16 protein-coding genes are annotated in these 17,205 nt (G+C 36.8%); 12 read left to right on the top strand and 4 right to left on the bottom strand.

All coding sequences use genetic code 11. From position 1 onward, the window contains the following. Positions 1-7 precede the first annotated feature (7 nt). Entirely contained in the window at positions 8-1,273 is a 1,266-nt protein-coding gene (locus MKY13_RS15790) for a DUF6804 family protein (RefSeq protein WP_339213774.1), read from the top strand. A 136-nt stretch (positions 1,274-1,409) separates the two neighbouring features. Here MKY13_RS15790 and MKY13_RS15785 read toward each other — a convergent pair whose 3' ends face one another. The 3 genes from MKY13_RS15785 to MKY13_RS15775 form a co-directional block, all read right to left on the bottom strand. Then, complete coding sequence (locus MKY13_RS15785; RefSeq protein WP_339216956.1) at positions 1,410-1,670, bottom strand: nucleoside triphosphate pyrophosphohydrolase; 261 nt, start codon at positions 1,668-1,670, stop codon at positions 1,410-1,412. 325 nt (positions 1,671-1,995) lie between these two features. Then, the gene (locus MKY13_RS15780; RefSeq protein WP_339213771.1) at positions 1,996-2,463 is read right to left on the bottom strand and encodes a hypothetical protein; all 468 of its coding nucleotides are present in this window, start codon (positions 2,461-2,463) and stop codon (positions 1,996-1,998) included. A gap of 49 nt (positions 2,464-2,512) precedes the next feature. Next, complete coding sequence (locus tag MKY13_RS15775; RefSeq protein WP_339213769.1) at positions 2,513-3,373, bottom strand: LysR family transcriptional regulator; 861 nt, start codon at positions 3,371-3,373, stop codon at positions 2,513-2,515. Positions 3,374-3,517: 144 nt separating this feature from the next. On the opposite strand from MKY13_RS15775, the gene MKY13_RS15770 reads away from it, so the two are divergent. The 3 genes from MKY13_RS15770 (at position 3,518) to tcuA (ending at position 7,425) form a co-directional block, all read left to right on the top strand. Further along, a complete protein-coding gene (locus tag MKY13_RS15770) occupies positions 3,518-4,807 on the top strand; it encodes a citrate:proton symporter (RefSeq protein ID WP_336045660.1) in 1,290 nt (429 codons plus the stop codon). Between the two features lie 16 nt (positions 4,808-4,823). Then, positions 4,824-5,846, top strand: a complete 1,023-nt coding sequence (locus tag MKY13_RS15765) for an AbrB family transcriptional regulator (protein ID WP_339213765.1) — start codon at positions 4,824-4,826, stop codon at positions 5,844-5,846. Positions 5,847-5,943: 97 nt separating this feature from the next. Further along, a complete protein-coding gene (tcuA, locus tag MKY13_RS15760; protein WP_339213764.1) occupies positions 5,944-7,425 on the top strand; it encodes an FAD-dependent tricarballylate dehydrogenase TcuA in 1,482 nt (493 codons plus the stop codon). Positions 7,426-7,516: 91 nt separating this feature from the next. On the opposite strand, the gene MKY13_RS15755 is transcribed toward tcuA, so the two are convergent. Continuing rightward, positions 7,517-8,146: a D-alanine--D-alanine ligase gene (locus MKY13_RS15755; RefSeq protein WP_339213762.1), complete on the bottom strand. Its 630-nt coding sequence runs from the start codon at positions 8,144-8,146 to the stop codon at positions 7,517-7,519. Positions 8,147-8,387: 241 nt separating this feature from the next. Here MKY13_RS15755 and MKY13_RS15750 point away from each other — a divergent pair, with 241 nt between their 5' ends. The 8 genes from MKY13_RS15750 to MKY13_RS15715 all read left to right on the top strand — a co-directional run bounded on the left by MKY13_RS15750 (position 8,388) and on the right by MKY13_RS15715 (position 17,119). Further along, positions 8,388-9,944 carry a sensor histidine kinase gene (locus MKY13_RS15750; protein WP_339213760.1) on the top strand — a complete coding sequence of 519 codons (1,557 nt, stop codon included), beginning with the start codon at positions 8,388-8,390 and terminating at the stop codon, positions 9,942-9,944. A gap of 4 nt (positions 9,945-9,948) precedes the next feature. After that, positions 9,949-10,647 carry a response regulator gene (locus tag MKY13_RS15745; RefSeq protein ID WP_339213758.1) on the top strand — a complete coding sequence of 233 codons (699 nt, stop codon included), beginning with the start codon at positions 9,949-9,951 and terminating at the stop codon, positions 10,645-10,647. 94 nt (positions 10,648-10,741) lie between these two features. Next, positions 10,742-12,055, top strand: coding sequence for a citrate:proton symporter (locus MKY13_RS15740; RefSeq protein ID WP_339213756.1), 1,314 nt, complete (start codon positions 10,742-10,744; stop codon positions 12,053-12,055). 380 nt (positions 12,056-12,435) lie between these two features. Then, positions 12,436-13,215 carry a transporter substrate-binding domain-containing protein gene (locus MKY13_RS15735; protein WP_339213754.1) on the top strand — a complete coding sequence of 260 codons (780 nt, stop codon included), beginning with the start codon at positions 12,436-12,438 and terminating at the stop codon, positions 13,213-13,215. A 51-nt stretch (positions 13,216-13,266) separates the two neighbouring features. After that, a complete protein-coding gene (locus MKY13_RS15730) occupies positions 13,267-13,905 on the top strand; it encodes an amino acid ABC transporter permease (protein ID WP_191699734.1) in 639 nt (212 codons plus the stop codon). Next, positions 13,902-14,630, top strand: coding sequence for an amino acid ABC transporter ATP-binding protein (locus MKY13_RS15725; RefSeq protein WP_339213751.1), 729 nt, complete (start codon positions 13,902-13,904; stop codon positions 14,628-14,630). The genes MKY13_RS15730 and MKY13_RS15725 overlap by 4 nt, the downstream gene beginning before the upstream one ends. Positions 14,631-14,814: 184 nt before the next feature. Next, positions 14,815-15,675 (top strand): NERD domain-containing protein, encoded by an 861-nt coding sequence (locus MKY13_RS15720; RefSeq protein ID WP_339213749.1) that lies wholly within the window; start codon positions 14,815-14,817, stop codon positions 15,673-15,675. Between the two features lie 274 nt (positions 15,676-15,949). Then, positions 15,950-17,119: an endonuclease gene (locus MKY13_RS15715; protein ID WP_339213747.1), complete on the top strand. Its 1,170-nt coding sequence runs from the start codon at positions 15,950-15,952 to the stop codon at positions 17,117-17,119. Positions 17,120-17,205 lie beyond the last annotated feature (86 nt).

The raw sequence follows: 17,205 nt of genomic DNA, 5'->3' as shown, positions 1-17,205 counted from the left end.
TTTATAAATGAATATTAATATTGTAGCGCGGATATTAATTATTGCGGTTGTTTACTTAGGGATTTTAAATCAGCCATATATATACTATGAGCTCTCAAGACCATTTGTTTCAGTAGTCTCAATTATTCTAGCAATTCAAGTTTTTAAGAATGGGAATAAGACTGGCTTTGAATATTTATATGGTGCTATTGCTTTTATATATAATCCGATTTTACCTTTTTATGCATCAAAGGAGACTTGGGTAATACTTAATTTACTCACTATAATTATTGTGGGTATTAGTCTCGCTCTAGATAAAGGTGTAAGTAAAGAGAAATTAAATCCGACTACATATCAAAACGAAGATAAAGATATGTCTCGACAAAAAAATTATTTGTCTGGGAGAGGGTGGGTTTATGTTGGTATTATTGCTTTATTAATATTGTTTATCTATTATGAGGCAATACAATCAGATGAGGTTTACCAACCGGATTATTATGATGAAAATTTGTATGAAGACGCTACAGATGCCAATGATAATGTAATCGTACACCCTAGGAATTCAGCGATAATGAGTGAGCAAGAAGCAAAACAAACTGAGGCAATTAATTCTATTATTAACGAGATAGAAGAAAGTACAGATAAAATAGATGACTATTCTGATATAAATAAAATTGAAGATAATTCAATTACAAGTAATGCCAATGAAATAAATATTGAAACAACCAAAGTTGATGGATATTTTACTGTTGGATCGACAAAAAGTGAGGTGAAGGAAATTATGGGTACCCCAACTACTATTAATGATACTTTGAATCAATGGCGTTATGAATACTCATCGGTAGATTTTGATAGTGAAGGAAAAGTTGTTGAATGGGATGATATTTCTAATGTGTTGAAAGTTAACTTCAACAAGACAACTGAAAGTAACTCTTTTACATTAGGTTCAACAAAACAAGAGGTAATTAATGCGATGGGTACCCCAACTACTGTTAATGATATTTTGAATCAATGGCGTTATGAATACTCATCGGTAGATTTTGATAGTGAAGGAAAAGTTGTTGAATGGGATGATATTTCTAATGTGTTGAAAGTTAACTTCAACAAGACAACTGAAAGTAACTCTTTTACATTAGGTTCAACAAAACAAGAGGTAATTAATGCGATGGGTACCCCAACTACTGTTAATGATATTTTGAATCAATGGCGTTATGAATACTCATCGGTAGATTTTGATAGTGAAGGAAAAGTTGTTGGTTGGAATGACATTTCAAAAATATTGTTGGTGGAATAAAGAAAGTATGTAAACAGACTGTTAGTTTAGGGGAAATAAATTCAGTGGTTTTTATTAAAGATTTTATTTAAGCGGGTGCTGCATAATCCAACATGCAGCACCCATTGTATCCTCTATTCACAACTACTCTACTCTATTAAATAATCCCTTCCTCAAATCCACCACGCTTTTCTTTCTTCGCAATCCGAATTTTTTCAAGGTCTTCAAAGGTGACTTCGTGAATAGTGAGAGCAGTATGGATTAGTTCCAAAATATCAGCTAGTTCCTCCAGGGCATCTTGGGCATTTGTTGTCTCTTGATATTCATGTACTTCTTCTTCGATTTTTTTCTTGATCTCTGTTAAATGTTCAGAAGTGTGTACAATACGTGTAGGGAATTTACTACCTGACTTTTCAATGATTTGTGGTATTTGGTCGCGTACGATTTTGTTGTAAACTGGTATTAGACATCCCCCTTTTTTAACTTACTAAAGAGAAAATAGGGTTTATTTAAAAGTACGTATTGGAGGATTTGAATAACTCTTCTGCAAAATCACCTTTGTGTATAAGGTTAATATCGGTCTCAGCAACCGACTCTATGATAATTGTTGAAGTTTTTCTTCACTGTATCAACAGTATACATAGAGAATGCATTTGTTGACTCATTTGATGCACTTAGTTGATTTAGTGGCTACGATGAAAAAGGGTATCTCTGAATCTTGTATCAAGCACCAGCTTTTATAATTACTGACTTTCCCTCAATTGTAAAAACAGATCCGAGAAATGATCCGTTGTTAAAGCATAATATTTATCATAGTTCTCAAAACTTAAAGGGAAATTGATATATGTACGATTCGATTCATCCTTATAAAACTGGATTTCTCTAAAGTAACCATCGTTATCTGTAAAAATTAATGATCCTATAAATGAAGTCGGATGTTCCGGACTTGGATTCTTTTCCGCATGCTGCCTCATCAAACTAGTAGTTAAGGATTTCCGAATATCATGTGTAAAATCGACGGTAATAATATTATCTTCCTCCTCGTCTAAAACTTCTAATATGGAAAACGAGAAATCATCGTTCTCAGCACTAAATCCACCTAATATAGATATTCTTGCCTCCTCAGTACTTTCACCAATTTCTCCATTAAAAAAAACAAACAATCCTATACAAATAATAACGACTAAAGCAATAATGCTAATTTTTTTCATAAGACCCCCCTTTATAAATAGCAGAATATAACAGCACTCCAGCCTGCCGTTATTTACTATAATGCCCCTTTAAAAAATCCAAAAATAAATTAACATGTCTTAGCTTCTCGACATACGGGTTATAAAATAAACTCGTCTCTCTATAAAAAATATCTTCTCCAAAATCGTTTAATGAAATTTTAAATAAATCTTCTCCTTCTATACTGATTCCGGGCAATACAGCAATGCCGAGATTATATTTCACCATCTCTTTGCACGTAGCAGCCTGATCGGTTTCAATACTAGGGCGAATAGGCTGCTGAAAATAAGTGCGCCACCATTTATCAATCATAAGGCTTAACGAAATATCGGTTTTATAAGTGATAAACGGTAAGTTCGGGATATCTTCTTTTTTAAAAGGCGTTTTCGAAACGACATATAATTCTTCTGTGCAAAGAGTATGTTTTTTTGCATTCAATGAATAATCCCCGCGAATAATTGCTAAGTGAATTTCCTCTGCATTCAGTGCTTCTTTAATTTCACTGCTCCAGCCAGTTTTTAGTTGTATATAAATATTCGGATGAAGCTCCTTAAAATCATTCAATATTTTCGGAAGTTGATATAACGAGAACAGACCAGAAGCGCCAATAGAAATCGTGCCCTGTGTATCTACGGTTAAATTCGCTAATTGATCAACTAGCAATCTTTCATTATGTAATATTTGTTTAGCATGCTCATATAAAATCCGGCCTTCCTCCGTAAAGTCGATTCCTTTTGAGCCGCGTACAATTAATTCTATTTTGTACTTTTTCTCGAGTTGTTTAATCCGATAAGTCAGTGCAGGTTGGGATGTATAGAGATTACTAGCCGTATGTGTAATATTTTTTGTTTTATATAAATCTATTAATAATTGGCAGTCATTTATATTCATGAAAATCTCCTTCGTTTTTACTTGAGATAAAAATTTTTTATCGGTAGCGCTCAAAACTATCTATTTTATTTATTTGAATATATCATATATTCTGAAAATGGGGATAGTAAACCGCTTACAAATTAATAAGAACGGGGGAGGTATATGATAGCTAGCTTAGGCTTTATAATGATTATTCTGTTTACCTATCTCATTATGAGCAATCGTTTGTCACCAATAGTAGCCTTAATAACAGTTCCTATTGTATTCGCTATAATTGCAGGATTTGCTTCAACTCTTGGCGATATGATGTTGGATGGGATGAAACAAGTATCATCAACTGCTGCATTATTATTATTCGCCATTTTATATTTTGGGGTAATGATTGATGCGGGATTATTTGATCCATTTATACGAAGGCTTTTAACGATTGTCAAAGGAGATCCAGTAAAAATTGCGATGGGAACAGCTGCATTAGCACTTGCAGTTGCATTAGATGGAGACGGTACAACAACGTACATGATTACAGTTTCTGCTTTACTGCCATTATATTTGAAAATTGGTATGAATCCATTGATATTGGCAACTATCGCTATGCTCTCTTTAAGTGTTATGAGTGCGATGACACCTTGGGGAGGTCCTGCAACAAGAGCCATTGTGGCAACCGGAGTAGACCCCACGGAATTTTTTGTTCCATTGATTCCATTAATGGTTGTTGGGGCAATATGGGTACTTATAGTAGCTTATTTTTTAGGGAAGAAGGAACGTAAACGTGTAGGGGTTCATGTGATTGCGATTGATCACATTATTAATACAGGTGAAGAAAGTGTAGGTAAGCCATCTCGAATTCGTTGGTGGTCGAACCTCGTATTAACAGCTGTAGTCATGGTAATTCTAGTAAAAGGCATATGGCCGCCATCTGTTATTTTCATTTTTGGGTTTGCTATTGCATTAATGATTAACTTCCCAAAAAATACTGTACAAAAAGAAATCATCATGAAGCATGCAGGAAATGCATTGATTGTAACAGCACTAGTTTTTGCTGCAGGCGTTTTTACTGGGGTTCTATCAGGAACAGGTATGGTAACCGCTATGTCAACAGCTCTCATTTCATTAATACCGGAATCTTTAGGTTCACAATTGCCTTTAATAGTAGGTATTACAAGCATAGCTTTCACTTTTATTATGTCTAATGATGCTTATTATTTCGGAGTGCTGCCTGTGTTGGCGGAAACGGCTATATCATTTGGGGTTGAACCGATTGAAATCGCGCGTGCCTCTGTGCTTGGTCAACCAGTACATCTTTTGAGTCCATTAGTGGCTTCGACATTTTTGCTAGTCGGGATGATTTCAAAGGAATTGGGAGAATATCAAAAATATGCATTTCTTTGGTGCTTTTTAACATCTGTTTTCCTCATTGTCGTTGCAGTCATTACAGGAGCGATTAGTGTTTAAGTTTAGGGGGGATTTTATGCGCACAATTTCCCCTATTGTTACAGTGATAATTGTAGCAATAGTTGGGGTCACCATTTTTCACTTAATCAACTTCCCAATGCCCTGGATGTTAGGCTCTTTATTTGGTGTATTGTTCACACAGTTGCTTTGGAAACTTCCGATGAAATGGCCAATCATCATGCGCAATATTGGTTTAGTTATAGTAGGAACTGCGATTGGCCAGCTTTTCACGTTTAATATTTTAGTTGCCATGAAAGATACACTGTTTTTTATGTTAGTTCTTAACATCGCTTTAAGTGTATTTTGCCTTGCGTTAGCATACTCATTGCAAAGGTGGGCAAATATACCATTAGCCACAGCTTTAACAGCGAGCATTCCTGGTGGTTTATCTCAATTAGTTGTTTTTGCAGAAGAACAGGAAGATATCGACGTAGCTGTTGTAACGTTCTTTCATGTCATACGCGTACTTTTTGTAGTCGGTTTAATTCCAATTATTGTTTCATTTACAGGTAAAGTGCCTGAAAAAATTGAAACAGGCTCAGCCAGCTTATTGCAAAGTCTCCTATTAATTTTACTGGGCTTTATGTTGTTACCGGTTGGGAAAAAGTTGAAATTACCCGTACCGCATTTTTTAACGCCTGTCATTATCGGGTTACTTTTAAGTTTAGTCAAAGTAGAAATATCCCCTATAGATGATAATTTATTGCATATCGCACAGCTTTGTATTGGGGCGTATATCGGGTTACTTTTACATCCGCAATCTTTACGTTTACCGATACGTGTATTGATAGGTGGTATAAGCAGCGCAGTTTTATTATTATTCGTAACTTTTTTAATTGCTGAAGGAATGGTGTTCTTATTTGATATGGATTTTGCTACAAGCTATTTAAGTACGGCCCCAGGTGGTATGGATCAAATGGGCCTGATTGCCACAGCCTTACAAGCCGATGCCACACAGGTCACCATTTTTCAATTATTTCGAATGCTATTTATCTATATTCTCATCTTACCGATTTTAAAATGGAAATTACTTAAGTGATAAAAATATTTTATGGTTATTACTAAAAATTAAATATTTCATTTATTTCAACAAGTTTTTTATAGTAAACCTAACAAATGAAAAGGGGATATGTCTGATGTCAAAATATGATGTAGTAGTTGTAGGTACAGGGAATGCGGCATTATGTGCTGCGATTTCTGCAAAGGAGCAGGGAAGCTCGGTGCTCGTACTAGAAAAAGGTCCGTTTGAAAAGCGCGGAGGAAATTCCTTCTTTACAGACGGTGCAATCCGTGTCGCCTATCAGGATTTAGAGTCCATTACAAAAGTAATTGATTTAGATCAGGAAACAATTAATAAAATCAATATGCCGATTTATGCAGCGCAGGATTTTTATGATGATATTATGCGCGTTTCAAAAAATCAAAGTAAACCAGAACTGATTCGTCAATTAGTGGATCAATCGCTCCCAACAATTGAATGGATGAAAAAACATGGTGTAGAGTTTGAATTAAACTATGCGAACCAATCGTTTGAAAAAGAAGGGGAAATTCATTTCTGGGGCGGACTGCCAATTAAAACGGTCGATAAAGGGATTGGCTTAATGAGAAGCTTATTTAAGCGCTGCGAAGAATTAAGCATTGATGTCTGGTATGAAAGCGCAGCAACAAATATTGTAACGGATAATAAAGCAGTTACAGCGATCGAAGTACAAACTAAAGATGGGCTTAAAACAATTGAATGCGAAAGTGTTGTTTTAGCTTGCGGTAGTATTGAAGCAAACAAAAAGAAACGTGCCGAAGCATTAGGCGAAGAGTGGAATGAGGCATTAGTCAGAGGAACTGAATTTAACACGGGCGATGGAATCGATATGGCGGTATCAATCGGTGCGCAAACATTTGGTCAAGTAAATGGCTGTCATGCAATTGGAACAGATGCCAATGCACCACGAGTTGGAGATTTCCAAAAACCAGGCGATATCTTTAAGAAACACTCCTATCCATATAGCGTGATGGTTAACGTAGAAGGAAACCGCTTTGTAGATGAAGGGGCAGATTTCCGGAACTACACATATGCAAAATACGGGAAAGAAATATTAAAACAACCAAATAATATTGCTTATCAAATTTATGATGCAAAAGTTCGTCCGATTTTACGTGCTGAGTATAACCTAGAGGAAGCGACAGTATTTGAAGCAGCTACACTGGAAGAGCTTGCAGATCAATTGGATATTAATAAAGAGCAATTCCTACAAACAATTAATAAGTATAACGAAGCTGTTCAGGAAGGAGAATTTAATCCATCTGACAAAGACGGTAAAAGTACAAAGGGGATTACACCACCGAAATCTAACTGGGCACAAACAATAAGTGAAGGACCTTTCTATGCTTATCCGGTTACATGCGGTATAACATTCTCATTCTGGGGATTAGCAACAACTCCAGAAGGTGAAGTATTAAATACATCAAATGAACCGATTGAAGGCTTATATGCAGCTGGAGAAATGATTGGTGGGATTTTCTATGAAAATTACCCAGGTGGATCAGGGTTAATGTCTGGCGCGGTATTTGGAAAATTAGCTGGTGCAGCAGCATCACACCATGCTCAGAAAGTAAAATAATAATCCGTAATGGGCATGTGCCTTGCAACGAATAATAAGAAGAAAGACTGTGCTTAAAGTCAATTTGACTATTAGCGCAGTCTTTTTATTTTTAATGGTAGTGCAAAGTTCTTACAACGTAGTTCGCAATGTTATCGTGGGGTGATTGCTCCAGTTGTTTCAATACATAAAATGTAGAAGGCATGTATTGTACGGATTCCTGATTTAGTAAAATCGACTTCATGGAAAGAATGAAGCTTAATTTCTCCTGCTCGGTAAGCTCATTCCATAGTTCTGTGTCCATCTGCTGGTTCCCCTCAAAAGGCATTGTATATAAGTTCCAGTCACTATAATGGCTTTCTGCATGCTCTGTATCATATAGTGTCGATAAATAAGCATCAACGTAGAAATCGGCTTTATATAAGTCCCTGTTATAAATAGCGCTGTTTAATTGTACGAGCATAGTCTGAGCATGTTGAAGCAGTTTATAATCCACTCCAGTAGCATTTGTTAAATCCTTCTGCAACTGTTGGATTTTTAACAATTCACTTTTAACATCGTACTCATTTTCATAATCATATATAGCTACATAATCCGATCGTAGGTACTGATTAATGGATTGTATAACGTCATGTTCATTATTTTCGTTCGTTGCTAGTGGTGTTGTATTAAAGCCTAAGAAAATCAGTGCTAATACAAAGGAAAAGGAAAGAACATATTTTGAAATTCGAGTAATATTCATTACTTTTAACTCCTTCTTTTATATATTGGACAACCTGTTGGTTATTAAGTAATATTTCCGGGAGATTTGTTATAGTAATATTTTACTCTCCTAGTAGGAAAAATACAAATTCAAATAATTCATTCCAGTATTATAATGTGGTTTTATGAATTAATGAGAAATTAAGGTACGGTTATATTGATTAATTCTGCGATGCTCCCATGTTAAAATAGTAAAAACACTAATCGAAAGGGGGCTAACCATGGTAACTCGCCTAAGGCAATCGTTAACGGCAAGGCTCATTATTACGATTAGCGGGATCATATTTGCGATTTGTGTGCTGTTTTTATTATTAATCAATCATCATTTAGATGAATCGATAGTCGAGGAGATGGGGGAAAAGGCGTTAACGAGTGCGTATTTAATTGCGGAACGACCGGATATCGTTTCCACATTTTCTAAAGAAGACCCCTCTTCCATTCTTCAGCCAATCGCAGAGGAAATCCGACAGCAAATCGGTGCCAGCTTTGTTGTGATTGGGAATGAACAAGGGATTCGGTATACTCATCCAGATCCCCAAAAGATTGGTCAGTCGATGGTTGGAGGGGACAATGATTCGGCGCTTATTAACAAAGAGCCTATTGTTTCGGTAACAACAGGTTCACTAGGAGAGTCCATCCGCGGGAAGGTACCGGTTATTGTTGACGGCAATGTTGTAGGGATTGTTTCAGTCGGATTTTTAACTAAGGATATTCAAAGAACAATTGATACCGCATTTTCTGGATGGCTTCAAATAACGCTTCTCGTTGCGGTTTTCGGGATAATTTGTGCAGTACTGTTATCGCTTTATGTAAAAGAACAGCTGCTCGGTATGCAGCCGGCACAAATTGCCAAGGTATATTCTGCCTATCATACAATTTTAGAGGAAACGACGGATGGTATTATTTTAACGACACTAAATAATGATGTCGTAATCTCAAATTCACGTGCGAAGGAACTCATTTCACCACTGGAAGAAGGTATCTCGTTACATACACTGCTTCCTGAAAGGCTTTTTCAAGATGAGGTGGTTCGTGCTCTGGAAATTCCTTTGCAGCAGCAGGATATGATTATTTCAAAGATGCCGTTAAAACATGATAAGCAGCTCGGCTATTTATATATTTTGCGTGCAAAGCTTGAGTATGAAACCGTGATTAATGAGTTGACACTTGTGAAGCAGCAAGCGAGGATGCAGCGGGCGAAAACGCATGAATTTGCCAATAAACTGCATGTAATCCTTGGCTTAATAAAGAATGACCATATTGAAGAGGCGATTCAATATATTAGGCAAGAGCAGCAGGATACAACAAAACAGCAGCAAGTACTTGCAGCCCAACCTTCTATCCTTATACAAGCATTATTAGAAGGGAAAATTTCAGAGGCTAAGGAGCGCGGAATTACGATAACTATTGAAACTCAAGACGTTTTAATCGATTATAGTGATGAAGAAGTGGATGCATTATTAACCGCGTTAGGCAATGTTCTTCAAAATGCTATGGATGCGTTACATACTACGAACATAGCCGATAAACAAATTAACCTTTTTATTCACCAATATAGCCATGAACTGATTATTGAGGTGCATGATAACGGACCTGGTATAGAGGAAGAAACAGCAGAGCATATTTTTACACTCGGCTATACGACAAAGGATGGCTACGATCGGGGCTACGGCTTGGCGATCAGTGAGCAGGCACTGCAAAAGGTAGGCGGCTCCTTATTAATAGAAGAAAGTGACCTAGGCGGGGCTTGCTTTTTAATCATTTTACAAAGGGAGTGATGTAATGGATATTTGGCTGCTAGAAGATGATTTTCGCATTGCGGCGATCCATGCCGACTACATAAGAGCGATACAGCCGGAAGCACAAGTAAAGCAATTTTTAAGTGGCGCATCTTTAATAGAATCGCTCACACAGACAGCACCTCCAACCGTTCTTTTAATGGATTTATATATTCCGGATGTCAAAGGCTATGATCTTGTTGCCTATGTACGGGCTCATTATCCGGAAATCAGCATCATCATGGTAACTGCAGCAGCAGAGCGTGAACATGTGGAAGCATTATTTGCATACGGGGTATTTGATTACATTGTGAAGCCGTTCGATGAAGCAAGACTCCAAAAAGCATTTCAGCAGCTTCACGTCACACGATCAGCATTTCAAAAGAAAACACACTTTACACAGCACGATTTGGATATGCTTTTTAACCGGAACAGCAACAGCAGCGCGTCGACCGAAAAAGCATTACCAAAAGGAATTGATACATTTACGCTCGAACAGGTCATTCACTTATTTAAAGAGCAAAAATACACAACGCTAACAGCTACCCAGTTAAGTGAAGTAATCGGGACAAGCCGATCCACTGCCCGACGCTATTTAGAATATTTAGTTGAAATGAATGTCCTTGAAACGAAGCTGCTTTACGGAACAGTCGGTCGTCCGGAACGCAATTATGTCCTTCGTGAAACTTATGAACAAAATTAGTTTTATTGTATTTATTAAATAAATGATCACATTATTCCTCCATGCACATAATTGTCATAAAATTATAAGAATTCTAAGCAATGGGGGTTGTTTAATGTTAAGTATTATTGGAATTATTACGATTTTAGTCATTGTCGCGCTATTAATTAGCGGGCGTGTATCACCAATTGTTGCAATGGTCATTCCGCCAGTAATTGCGATGTTTATTGCAGGCTATTCGTTTGATGATTTAGGAGTGTTTTTCGGGGATGGGATTGACTCCGTAATCAGTGTTGCGATTATGTTTATTTTTGCAATTATCTTTTTCGGGATCATGCAGGATGTCGGGTTATTTGAACCAATCATCAATAAAATGGTAGCGCTGTCAAAAGGAAATGTCGTGCTTGTTGCGATTGTAACGGTAATTGTTGCTGTCATTGCACAGCTAGATGGTTCAGGTGCTTCTACCTTTTTAATTTCAATTACGGCGCTATTGCCACTTTATGTTCGACTTGGCATGAATCCGTACTTACTTTTATTATTAGTCGCTGGTTCTGCCGCCATTATTAATATGATTCCGTGGGGTGGTCCATTAGGGCGTGTAGCTTCCGTTCTCGATACAGATGTAACAGAGCTTTGGCATCCGTTAATCAAGATTCAAGTAATCGGTGTTGTGTTAATGCTACTACTCGCTGTATTTATGGGCTTCCGTGAAAAACGCCTGATTGCAAAACGTGCGCAAACAGGACAAACGTTAAACTTTGATTTAAGTAACAGTATTCTTAACAATGAAGTAGATGAATCATTAAAACGTCCAAAGCTAATTTGGGCAAATGCTATTTTAGCTATTGTGGTCCTTGCTGTATTAATGTCAGGTCTATTACCAGCTGGATTAGCCTTCTTAATCGGTGTTGCAATCGCGTTACCACTAAATTACCGTACACCAAAAGAACAAATGGGACGCATTCAGGCACACGCATCGAACGCGTTGACAATGGCTTCAATCATCATTGCTGCCGGTCTGTTTTTAGGAATTTTAAATGGTACAGGCATGTTAACAGCGATTGCGAATAATGCTGTAAATATCTTGCCAAGCTTTTTAGCTCAATATTTACATATTATTATCGGTGTACTTGGCGTACCATTTGATTTGCTGTTAAGCACAGATGCCTATTACTTTGCCTTGTTCCCAGTCGTAGATCAAATTGGATTAACTTATGGCATCGATTCATTATCAACAGCCTATGCGATGATTATCGGTAACATCGTCGGTACATTCGTTTCTCCACTTGCACCAGCAGTATGGCTAGCACTTGGTCTATCAGGTCTGGAAATGGGCAAACACTTAAAATTCTCATTCTTCTGGATGTGGGGATTAAGTATTTCACTACTATTTATCGCCGTTTTATTAGGTGTGATACAGGTATAAGAATATTGATTATGAAGCTTCTTTTTAAAAGGAGCTTCATTTTTTTGGGCTTTGGAATTGCTCTCAACGAATTGTCAATGCAGGCAAAAACCTGACATGATGCAGAAGGTAATTCGACTCTTTTGTATGAATGATAAAAATTCTTTGCAACAAAATTAGATATATAGAGATTTTTTATAGTGCCAACCAATAATTCAATAAGAATTTTCTTAATTCAATAATTAATAACCAATATAAGGTATTTTAATACAGGAAAATATCTTAAACTATTAAATTTATGACATAACAAAGGAAAAAAGGAGGAAAAGGGTTGTAATGATAGTTTTTAAATAATAAACTTAATTTGGAACAATCGAAATATAAAGAAAAGGGGATAATTCATGAAAAAGAATCTATTAGCAAGTTTCTTACTCGTACCAGCATTGTTATTAGGAGCATGTAACAGCGGGGATGATACAGAAAAATCATCATCAACTGATTCAGACAAAGAGGTTTATAAAGTAGGTATTGATGTTACATACCCACCATTTGAGTTCGAAAAAGATGGTAAATATGTTGGGATTGATGTGGAATTAATCGAAGCAATTGCTGAAGACCAAGGTTTTGAAGTGGAATTAAAAGCAATGGACTTCAAAGGAATTATACCAGCATTACAAGCAGGTCAATTAGACGTAGCTATGGGTGGAATGAGTATCACGGAAGAACGTAAAAATGTCGTTGATTTCTCTGAGCCTTACTTCGATGCAGGTGTGTCTCTTATTGTAAGTGACGAAAATACTGATATTGAATCTGTAGAAGACCTAAAAGGGAAACGTGTAGCAGTTAAAAAAGGAACAGTTGGTGCAAACTATGCAACTTCTATTGCATCAGAGGTCGGCTTTGAAATGGTGCAGTTTGATGATAGCCCATCGATGTTCTTAGATGTACAAAACGGAAATTCTGTAGCACTATTTGAAGATTACCCAGTAATTTCATATGCAATCGCACAACAAAATCTACCTTTAAAAATTGTTGGTGACCGTCTGAATGACGATCAATATGGGATTGGTGTATTAAAAGGTAAAAATCAAGAAATTCTTGATAAAATTAATGAAGGTCTAGAAAACTTGAAAGAAAGCGGAGAGTACCAAGAAATTCTAGACAATTATTTAGCTGAATAAAACTATAAGCACGCATATAGCGTGCTTATTTTTAAGAGGAGGGAAATACATATGGAAGTGGCAATTGCTGCCTTACCTTACTTACTTGAAGGGTTAAAGATGACTCTTTATATTTTTGTTATTGCTATTGTATTAGGATTTGCTATTGGTCTTGTCGTGGCATTGTTCCGTTTAGCACCTTTAACAATTTTAAATATCATTGCAAAAGTCTTCGTTAATATCATCCGTTGTACACCAATCATTGTACAATTATTCTTCATCTACTTCGGTGTAACAAAGTTTATTCCGATGGATAATATTACAGCAGGGATCCTTGCGATTTCATTGAATGCCGGCGCTTATTTTTCTGAAATTATCCGTGCTGGAGTACAATCGATTGATAAAGGACAAACAGAAGCGGCTCGTTCACTTGGCCTTTCAGGATTTCAAACGATGAAAGACATTATTATGCCACAAGCACTTAGAAGAATGCTTCCTACCTTTACGAACCAAGCGATTATTAGTTTGAAAGATACATCGCTATTATCTGTTATTGGTATAGCCGACTTAACTCAAAAAGGGGACATACAGGCTTCAGCTACTTTTGCTGCGTTTGAAATTTGGTTAACTGTTGGAGCAATATACTTTGTGATTTTATATGCGTTAACATTGTTTAGTAATTATCTTGAAAGGAGAATGGCCCTGCGATGAGCATTATTACCGTAAATAACCTAAAAAAATCATTTGGGAAATTAGAAGTTTTGAAAGACATTTCCACAGAAATCCAAGAAAAAGAAGTTGTCTGTGTCATCGGGCCATCGGGTTCAGGAAAAAGTACCTTTTTACGTTGTTTGAATCGCCTTGAAGAAATATCAGGCGGAGAAGTCGTTGTAAATGGTCATGCCATTTCCGACAAAAATGCAAACTTAAATCAAATTAGACAAGAAGTAGGAATGGTTTTCCAACAGTTTAATTTATTTCCGCACAAAACCGTATTACAAAATATCACATATGCTCCGCTAAAATTAAAAGGGTTAACGAAAGACCAGGCTAATGAGCGGGGAATGGAACTGTTGAAAAAAGTTGGTTTAGTAGAGAAAGCAAATGCATATCCTGCTGAATTATCAGGTGGGCAACAACAGCGTGTGGCTATTGCACGTGCACTTGCCATGCAACCGAAAATCATGTTATTTGATGAACCAACGAGTGCACTAGATCCTGAAATGGTTGGGGATGTTCTGGATGTCATGAAAGACTTGGCAAAAGAAGGAATGACAATGATTGTCGTAACACATGAAATGGGCTTTGCGAAAGAAGTAGCGGACCGTGTTATTTTCATGGATGGTGGCTATATCGTTGAAGAAAACAATCCGATCGCGTTGTTTGAAACACCACAAGAAGAAAGAACAAAAGCTTTTTTAGGAAAAGTATTATAGACAGCATGACAGATGCCGGTTCGTACAAAAAGTACGAACCGGTTTTATTTTTGGAGCTTTAAGCGGTAGTACTTGATTAAACAATAATAAAAGTCAGGTCGATAAAATTTACATTATTTGTTAAAAATAGGGTAGAATAGGATGGGTATCTAATAACATAGGGTTAATTTTACGGGGGAATGGTATGTTAGTTATCGGTTTATTATTTTACATAATAATTAGTTTGTCTTTTGTGGCTTTCATTGTTTTTATAGCTTATTTAATACAACCGAAAGGGGCTGTTGGAGAACGGAGGGTTAGCAAATTGCTTGAAAGTTTAGGTGAGGAAGCTATGATATTCAATGACCTATATATACCGAAGAAGGATGGTGAAATGACACAGGTCGATCATGTTTTACTGTCGGCTTACGGTCTGTTTGTAATCGAAACTAAAAATTATAAGGGCTGGATTTTTGGCGGTGAGACCCAAAGGAACTGGACTCAAACAATTTATAAAAAGAGATCACGGTTTTATAATCCGGTGATGCAAAATAACACACATCTAAAAGCGTTACAGCACCATTTAAATATGGATGTGCCGGTACATTCAATTATAGTTTTTTCGGATGCTGCAACATTCAAATTTAAGGAGCCCTTTCAAAAAGCACATGTAATTCAAACAAAACATTTAAAACGGACAATTGAACAATATAAAACACAGGAAATTTCAGCGGAGCAACTGATACGAATTTCGAAGCTCCTAAATGCCCTAATTCCAAAAACGAAGCAGCAAAAGAATGAAATTAAAAAACAACACTTGGAGCATGTGAAGGAGATTGTTAATTCTAAAAAGAAAAAAGTGAATGCGGTGAAAACCGAGCCGATTACTATAGATCGAGTTGTTATGGAGCCAGCTAGTAGTACTTCAGTTGACACTTGTCCAAAATGCGGCAGTAATTTAGTATTGCGAAATGGTAAGTATGGATCATTTTATGGTTGTAATGGCTTTCCGAAGTGCAGGTATACGAGGAACCACGATTTCAACTTAAATAGGAGTCACCTCTAATTCGAGAATCATCAAATAATATACTATAAACAATTCTAGCGAGTGAAAAATAATTCGTCTTTCCGAATTTTTCATTTGCTAGTTTTTTAATGGATTATCAAGCCCCCTTCATAAAGGCATTCCTATATTAACTATCATTTTCTTAACAACTAATTTAATAATTTAACCATTTTCCGTAAATATTTAACAGAATATTAATAATAATATGATAACATATTGATAAGTTAGTTAGCTTTTGCTATTTAACTTAAATTGACATTCTAGGAGGAGAAAAATGGTTAATAATCGAAATGCACGTTCGCTGTTTTCTTGGGTACTTATTATTTTCATTTTAATTACGCCACTTCAATCTACTGTAACAACTGCAGCTACTGGGGACGGGTCATGGTCTTCGCCGTATTCTGTTTCTCAGGCAATTAGCAATCAAAACAGCTCCGCAAAAACAGTTCAAGGGTATGTAGTTGGACAACCAACTTCCCAAACGACAGTGCTTAAAAGTAATTTTCCAAATGACTATGCATTAGCTTTAGCGGATAGTGCAACAGAAACGAACACGGCAAAAATGATTTATGTACAAATCCCTTCATCTTTCCGTTCCTCGTATGGATTAAAAACAAATCCTTCGTTAATGGGGAAAAGTTTGAAAATCACAGGGACAATGTCAGCCTACTTCTCACATCCTGGATTAAAAGACGGTTCTGCCTTTACAGTGCAGGAGGGGGGAACTGCAAACCCTGGACCAACACCAACTCCTCCAACTAATAGCTATTATGATGCGGCTTACGGGAAAACCGGGGAAGCTTTAAAAACAGCTTTACACAATATTATTGATGATCATACAGAGATCTCTTATTCAAATGTTTGGACTGCCCTTCGAGAGACGGATGAAGATCCGAACAACTCGAATAATGTCATCCTCCTTTATACAGGCCGCTCACAAAGCAAACTGACAAATGGTGGAAATGTAAATGACTGGAACCGGGAGCATGTTTGGGCAAAATCGCATGGAGGCTTCGGCACTTCAATGGGAGCAGGGACAGATTTGCATCATTTGCGACCAACCGATGTCAGCGTCAACAGTTCGAGAAGTAATCTTGATTTTGATAACGGGGGCAATGAGCATTCAGAAGCAAGAGGAAATTATTATGACTCTGATTCATGGGAGCCGAGAGATAGCGTAAAGGGAGATGTTGCCCGTATGCTGTTTTATATGGCGGTTCGCTATGAAGGGGACAGCGGAGAACTTGATTTGGAATTAAATAATCGCGTAAACAATGGCTCAGCTCCTTATCATGGCAAACTTTCTGTATTGCTTCAATGGCATAAAGAGGATCCGGTAGATAATTTCGAACGTACAAGAAATGAAATTATCTATACAGACTACCAGCACAACCGCAATCCATTTATCGATCATCCCGAGTGGGCATCAGCAATTTGGGAATAATAAATTTATTATAAAGAATGTACTCTCCTGCTAAGGGGAGTATTTTTATTTAGGAAGACAATTTGTAGATAAGCACTGTCTTTTGC

The organism is Solibacillus sp. FSL W8-0372 (genome assembly GCF_037969735.1).
Taxonomy (GTDB): Bacteria; Bacillota; Bacilli; order Bacillales_A; family Planococcaceae; genus Solibacillus; species Solibacillus faecavium.
The sequence above is the reverse complement of the archived record's forward strand: the minus strand, read 5'-3'. Positions and strand labels throughout refer to the sequence as shown.

Excerpts from the sequence above, each read along its gene's own strand:
- MKY13_RS15790 (WP_339213774.1), top strand. The coding sequence starts at position 8 with ATGAATATTAATATTGTAGCGCGGATATTAATTATTGCGGTTGTTTAC.
- MKY13_RS15780 (WP_339213771.1), bottom strand. The coding sequence starts at position 2,463 with ATGAAAAAAATTAGCATTATTGCTTTAGTCGTTATTATTTGTATAGGA.
- MKY13_RS15775 (WP_339213769.1), bottom strand. The coding sequence starts at position 3,373 with ATGAATATAAATGACTGCCAATTATTAATAGATTTATATAAAACAAAA.
- MKY13_RS15770 (WP_336045660.1), top strand. The coding sequence starts at position 3,518 with ATGATAGCTAGCTTAGGCTTTATAATGATTATTCTGTTTACCTATCTC.
- MKY13_RS15765 (WP_339213765.1), top strand. The coding sequence starts at position 4,824 with ATGCGCACAATTTCCCCTATTGTTACAGTGATAATTGTAGCAATAGTT.
- tcuA (WP_339213764.1), top strand. The coding sequence starts at position 5,944 with ATGTCAAAATATGATGTAGTAGTTGTAGGTACAGGGAATGCGGCATTA.
- MKY13_RS15755 (WP_339213762.1), bottom strand. The coding sequence starts at position 8,146 with ATGAATATTACTCGAATTTCAAAATATGTTCTTTCCTTTTCCTTTGTA.
- MKY13_RS15750 (WP_339213760.1), top strand. The coding sequence starts at position 8,388 with ATGGTAACTCGCCTAAGGCAATCGTTAACGGCAAGGCTCATTATTACG.
- MKY13_RS15745 (WP_339213758.1), top strand. The coding sequence starts at position 9,949 with ATGGATATTTGGCTGCTAGAAGATGATTTTCGCATTGCGGCGATCCAT.
- MKY13_RS15740 (WP_339213756.1), top strand. The coding sequence starts at position 10,742 with ATGTTAAGTATTATTGGAATTATTACGATTTTAGTCATTGTCGCGCTA.
- MKY13_RS15735 (WP_339213754.1), top strand. The coding sequence starts at position 12,436 with ATGAAAAAGAATCTATTAGCAAGTTTCTTACTCGTACCAGCATTGTTA.
- MKY13_RS15730 (WP_191699734.1), top strand. The coding sequence starts at position 13,267 with ATGGAAGTGGCAATTGCTGCCTTACCTTACTTACTTGAAGGGTTAAAG.
- MKY13_RS15725 (WP_339213751.1), top strand. The coding sequence starts at position 13,902 with ATGAGCATTATTACCGTAAATAACCTAAAAAAATCATTTGGGAAATTA.
- MKY13_RS15720 (WP_339213749.1), top strand. The coding sequence starts at position 14,815 with ATGTTAGTTATCGGTTTATTATTTTACATAATAATTAGTTTGTCTTTT.
- MKY13_RS15715 (WP_339213747.1), top strand. The coding sequence starts at position 15,950 with ATGGTTAATAATCGAAATGCACGTTCGCTGTTTTCTTGGGTACTTATT.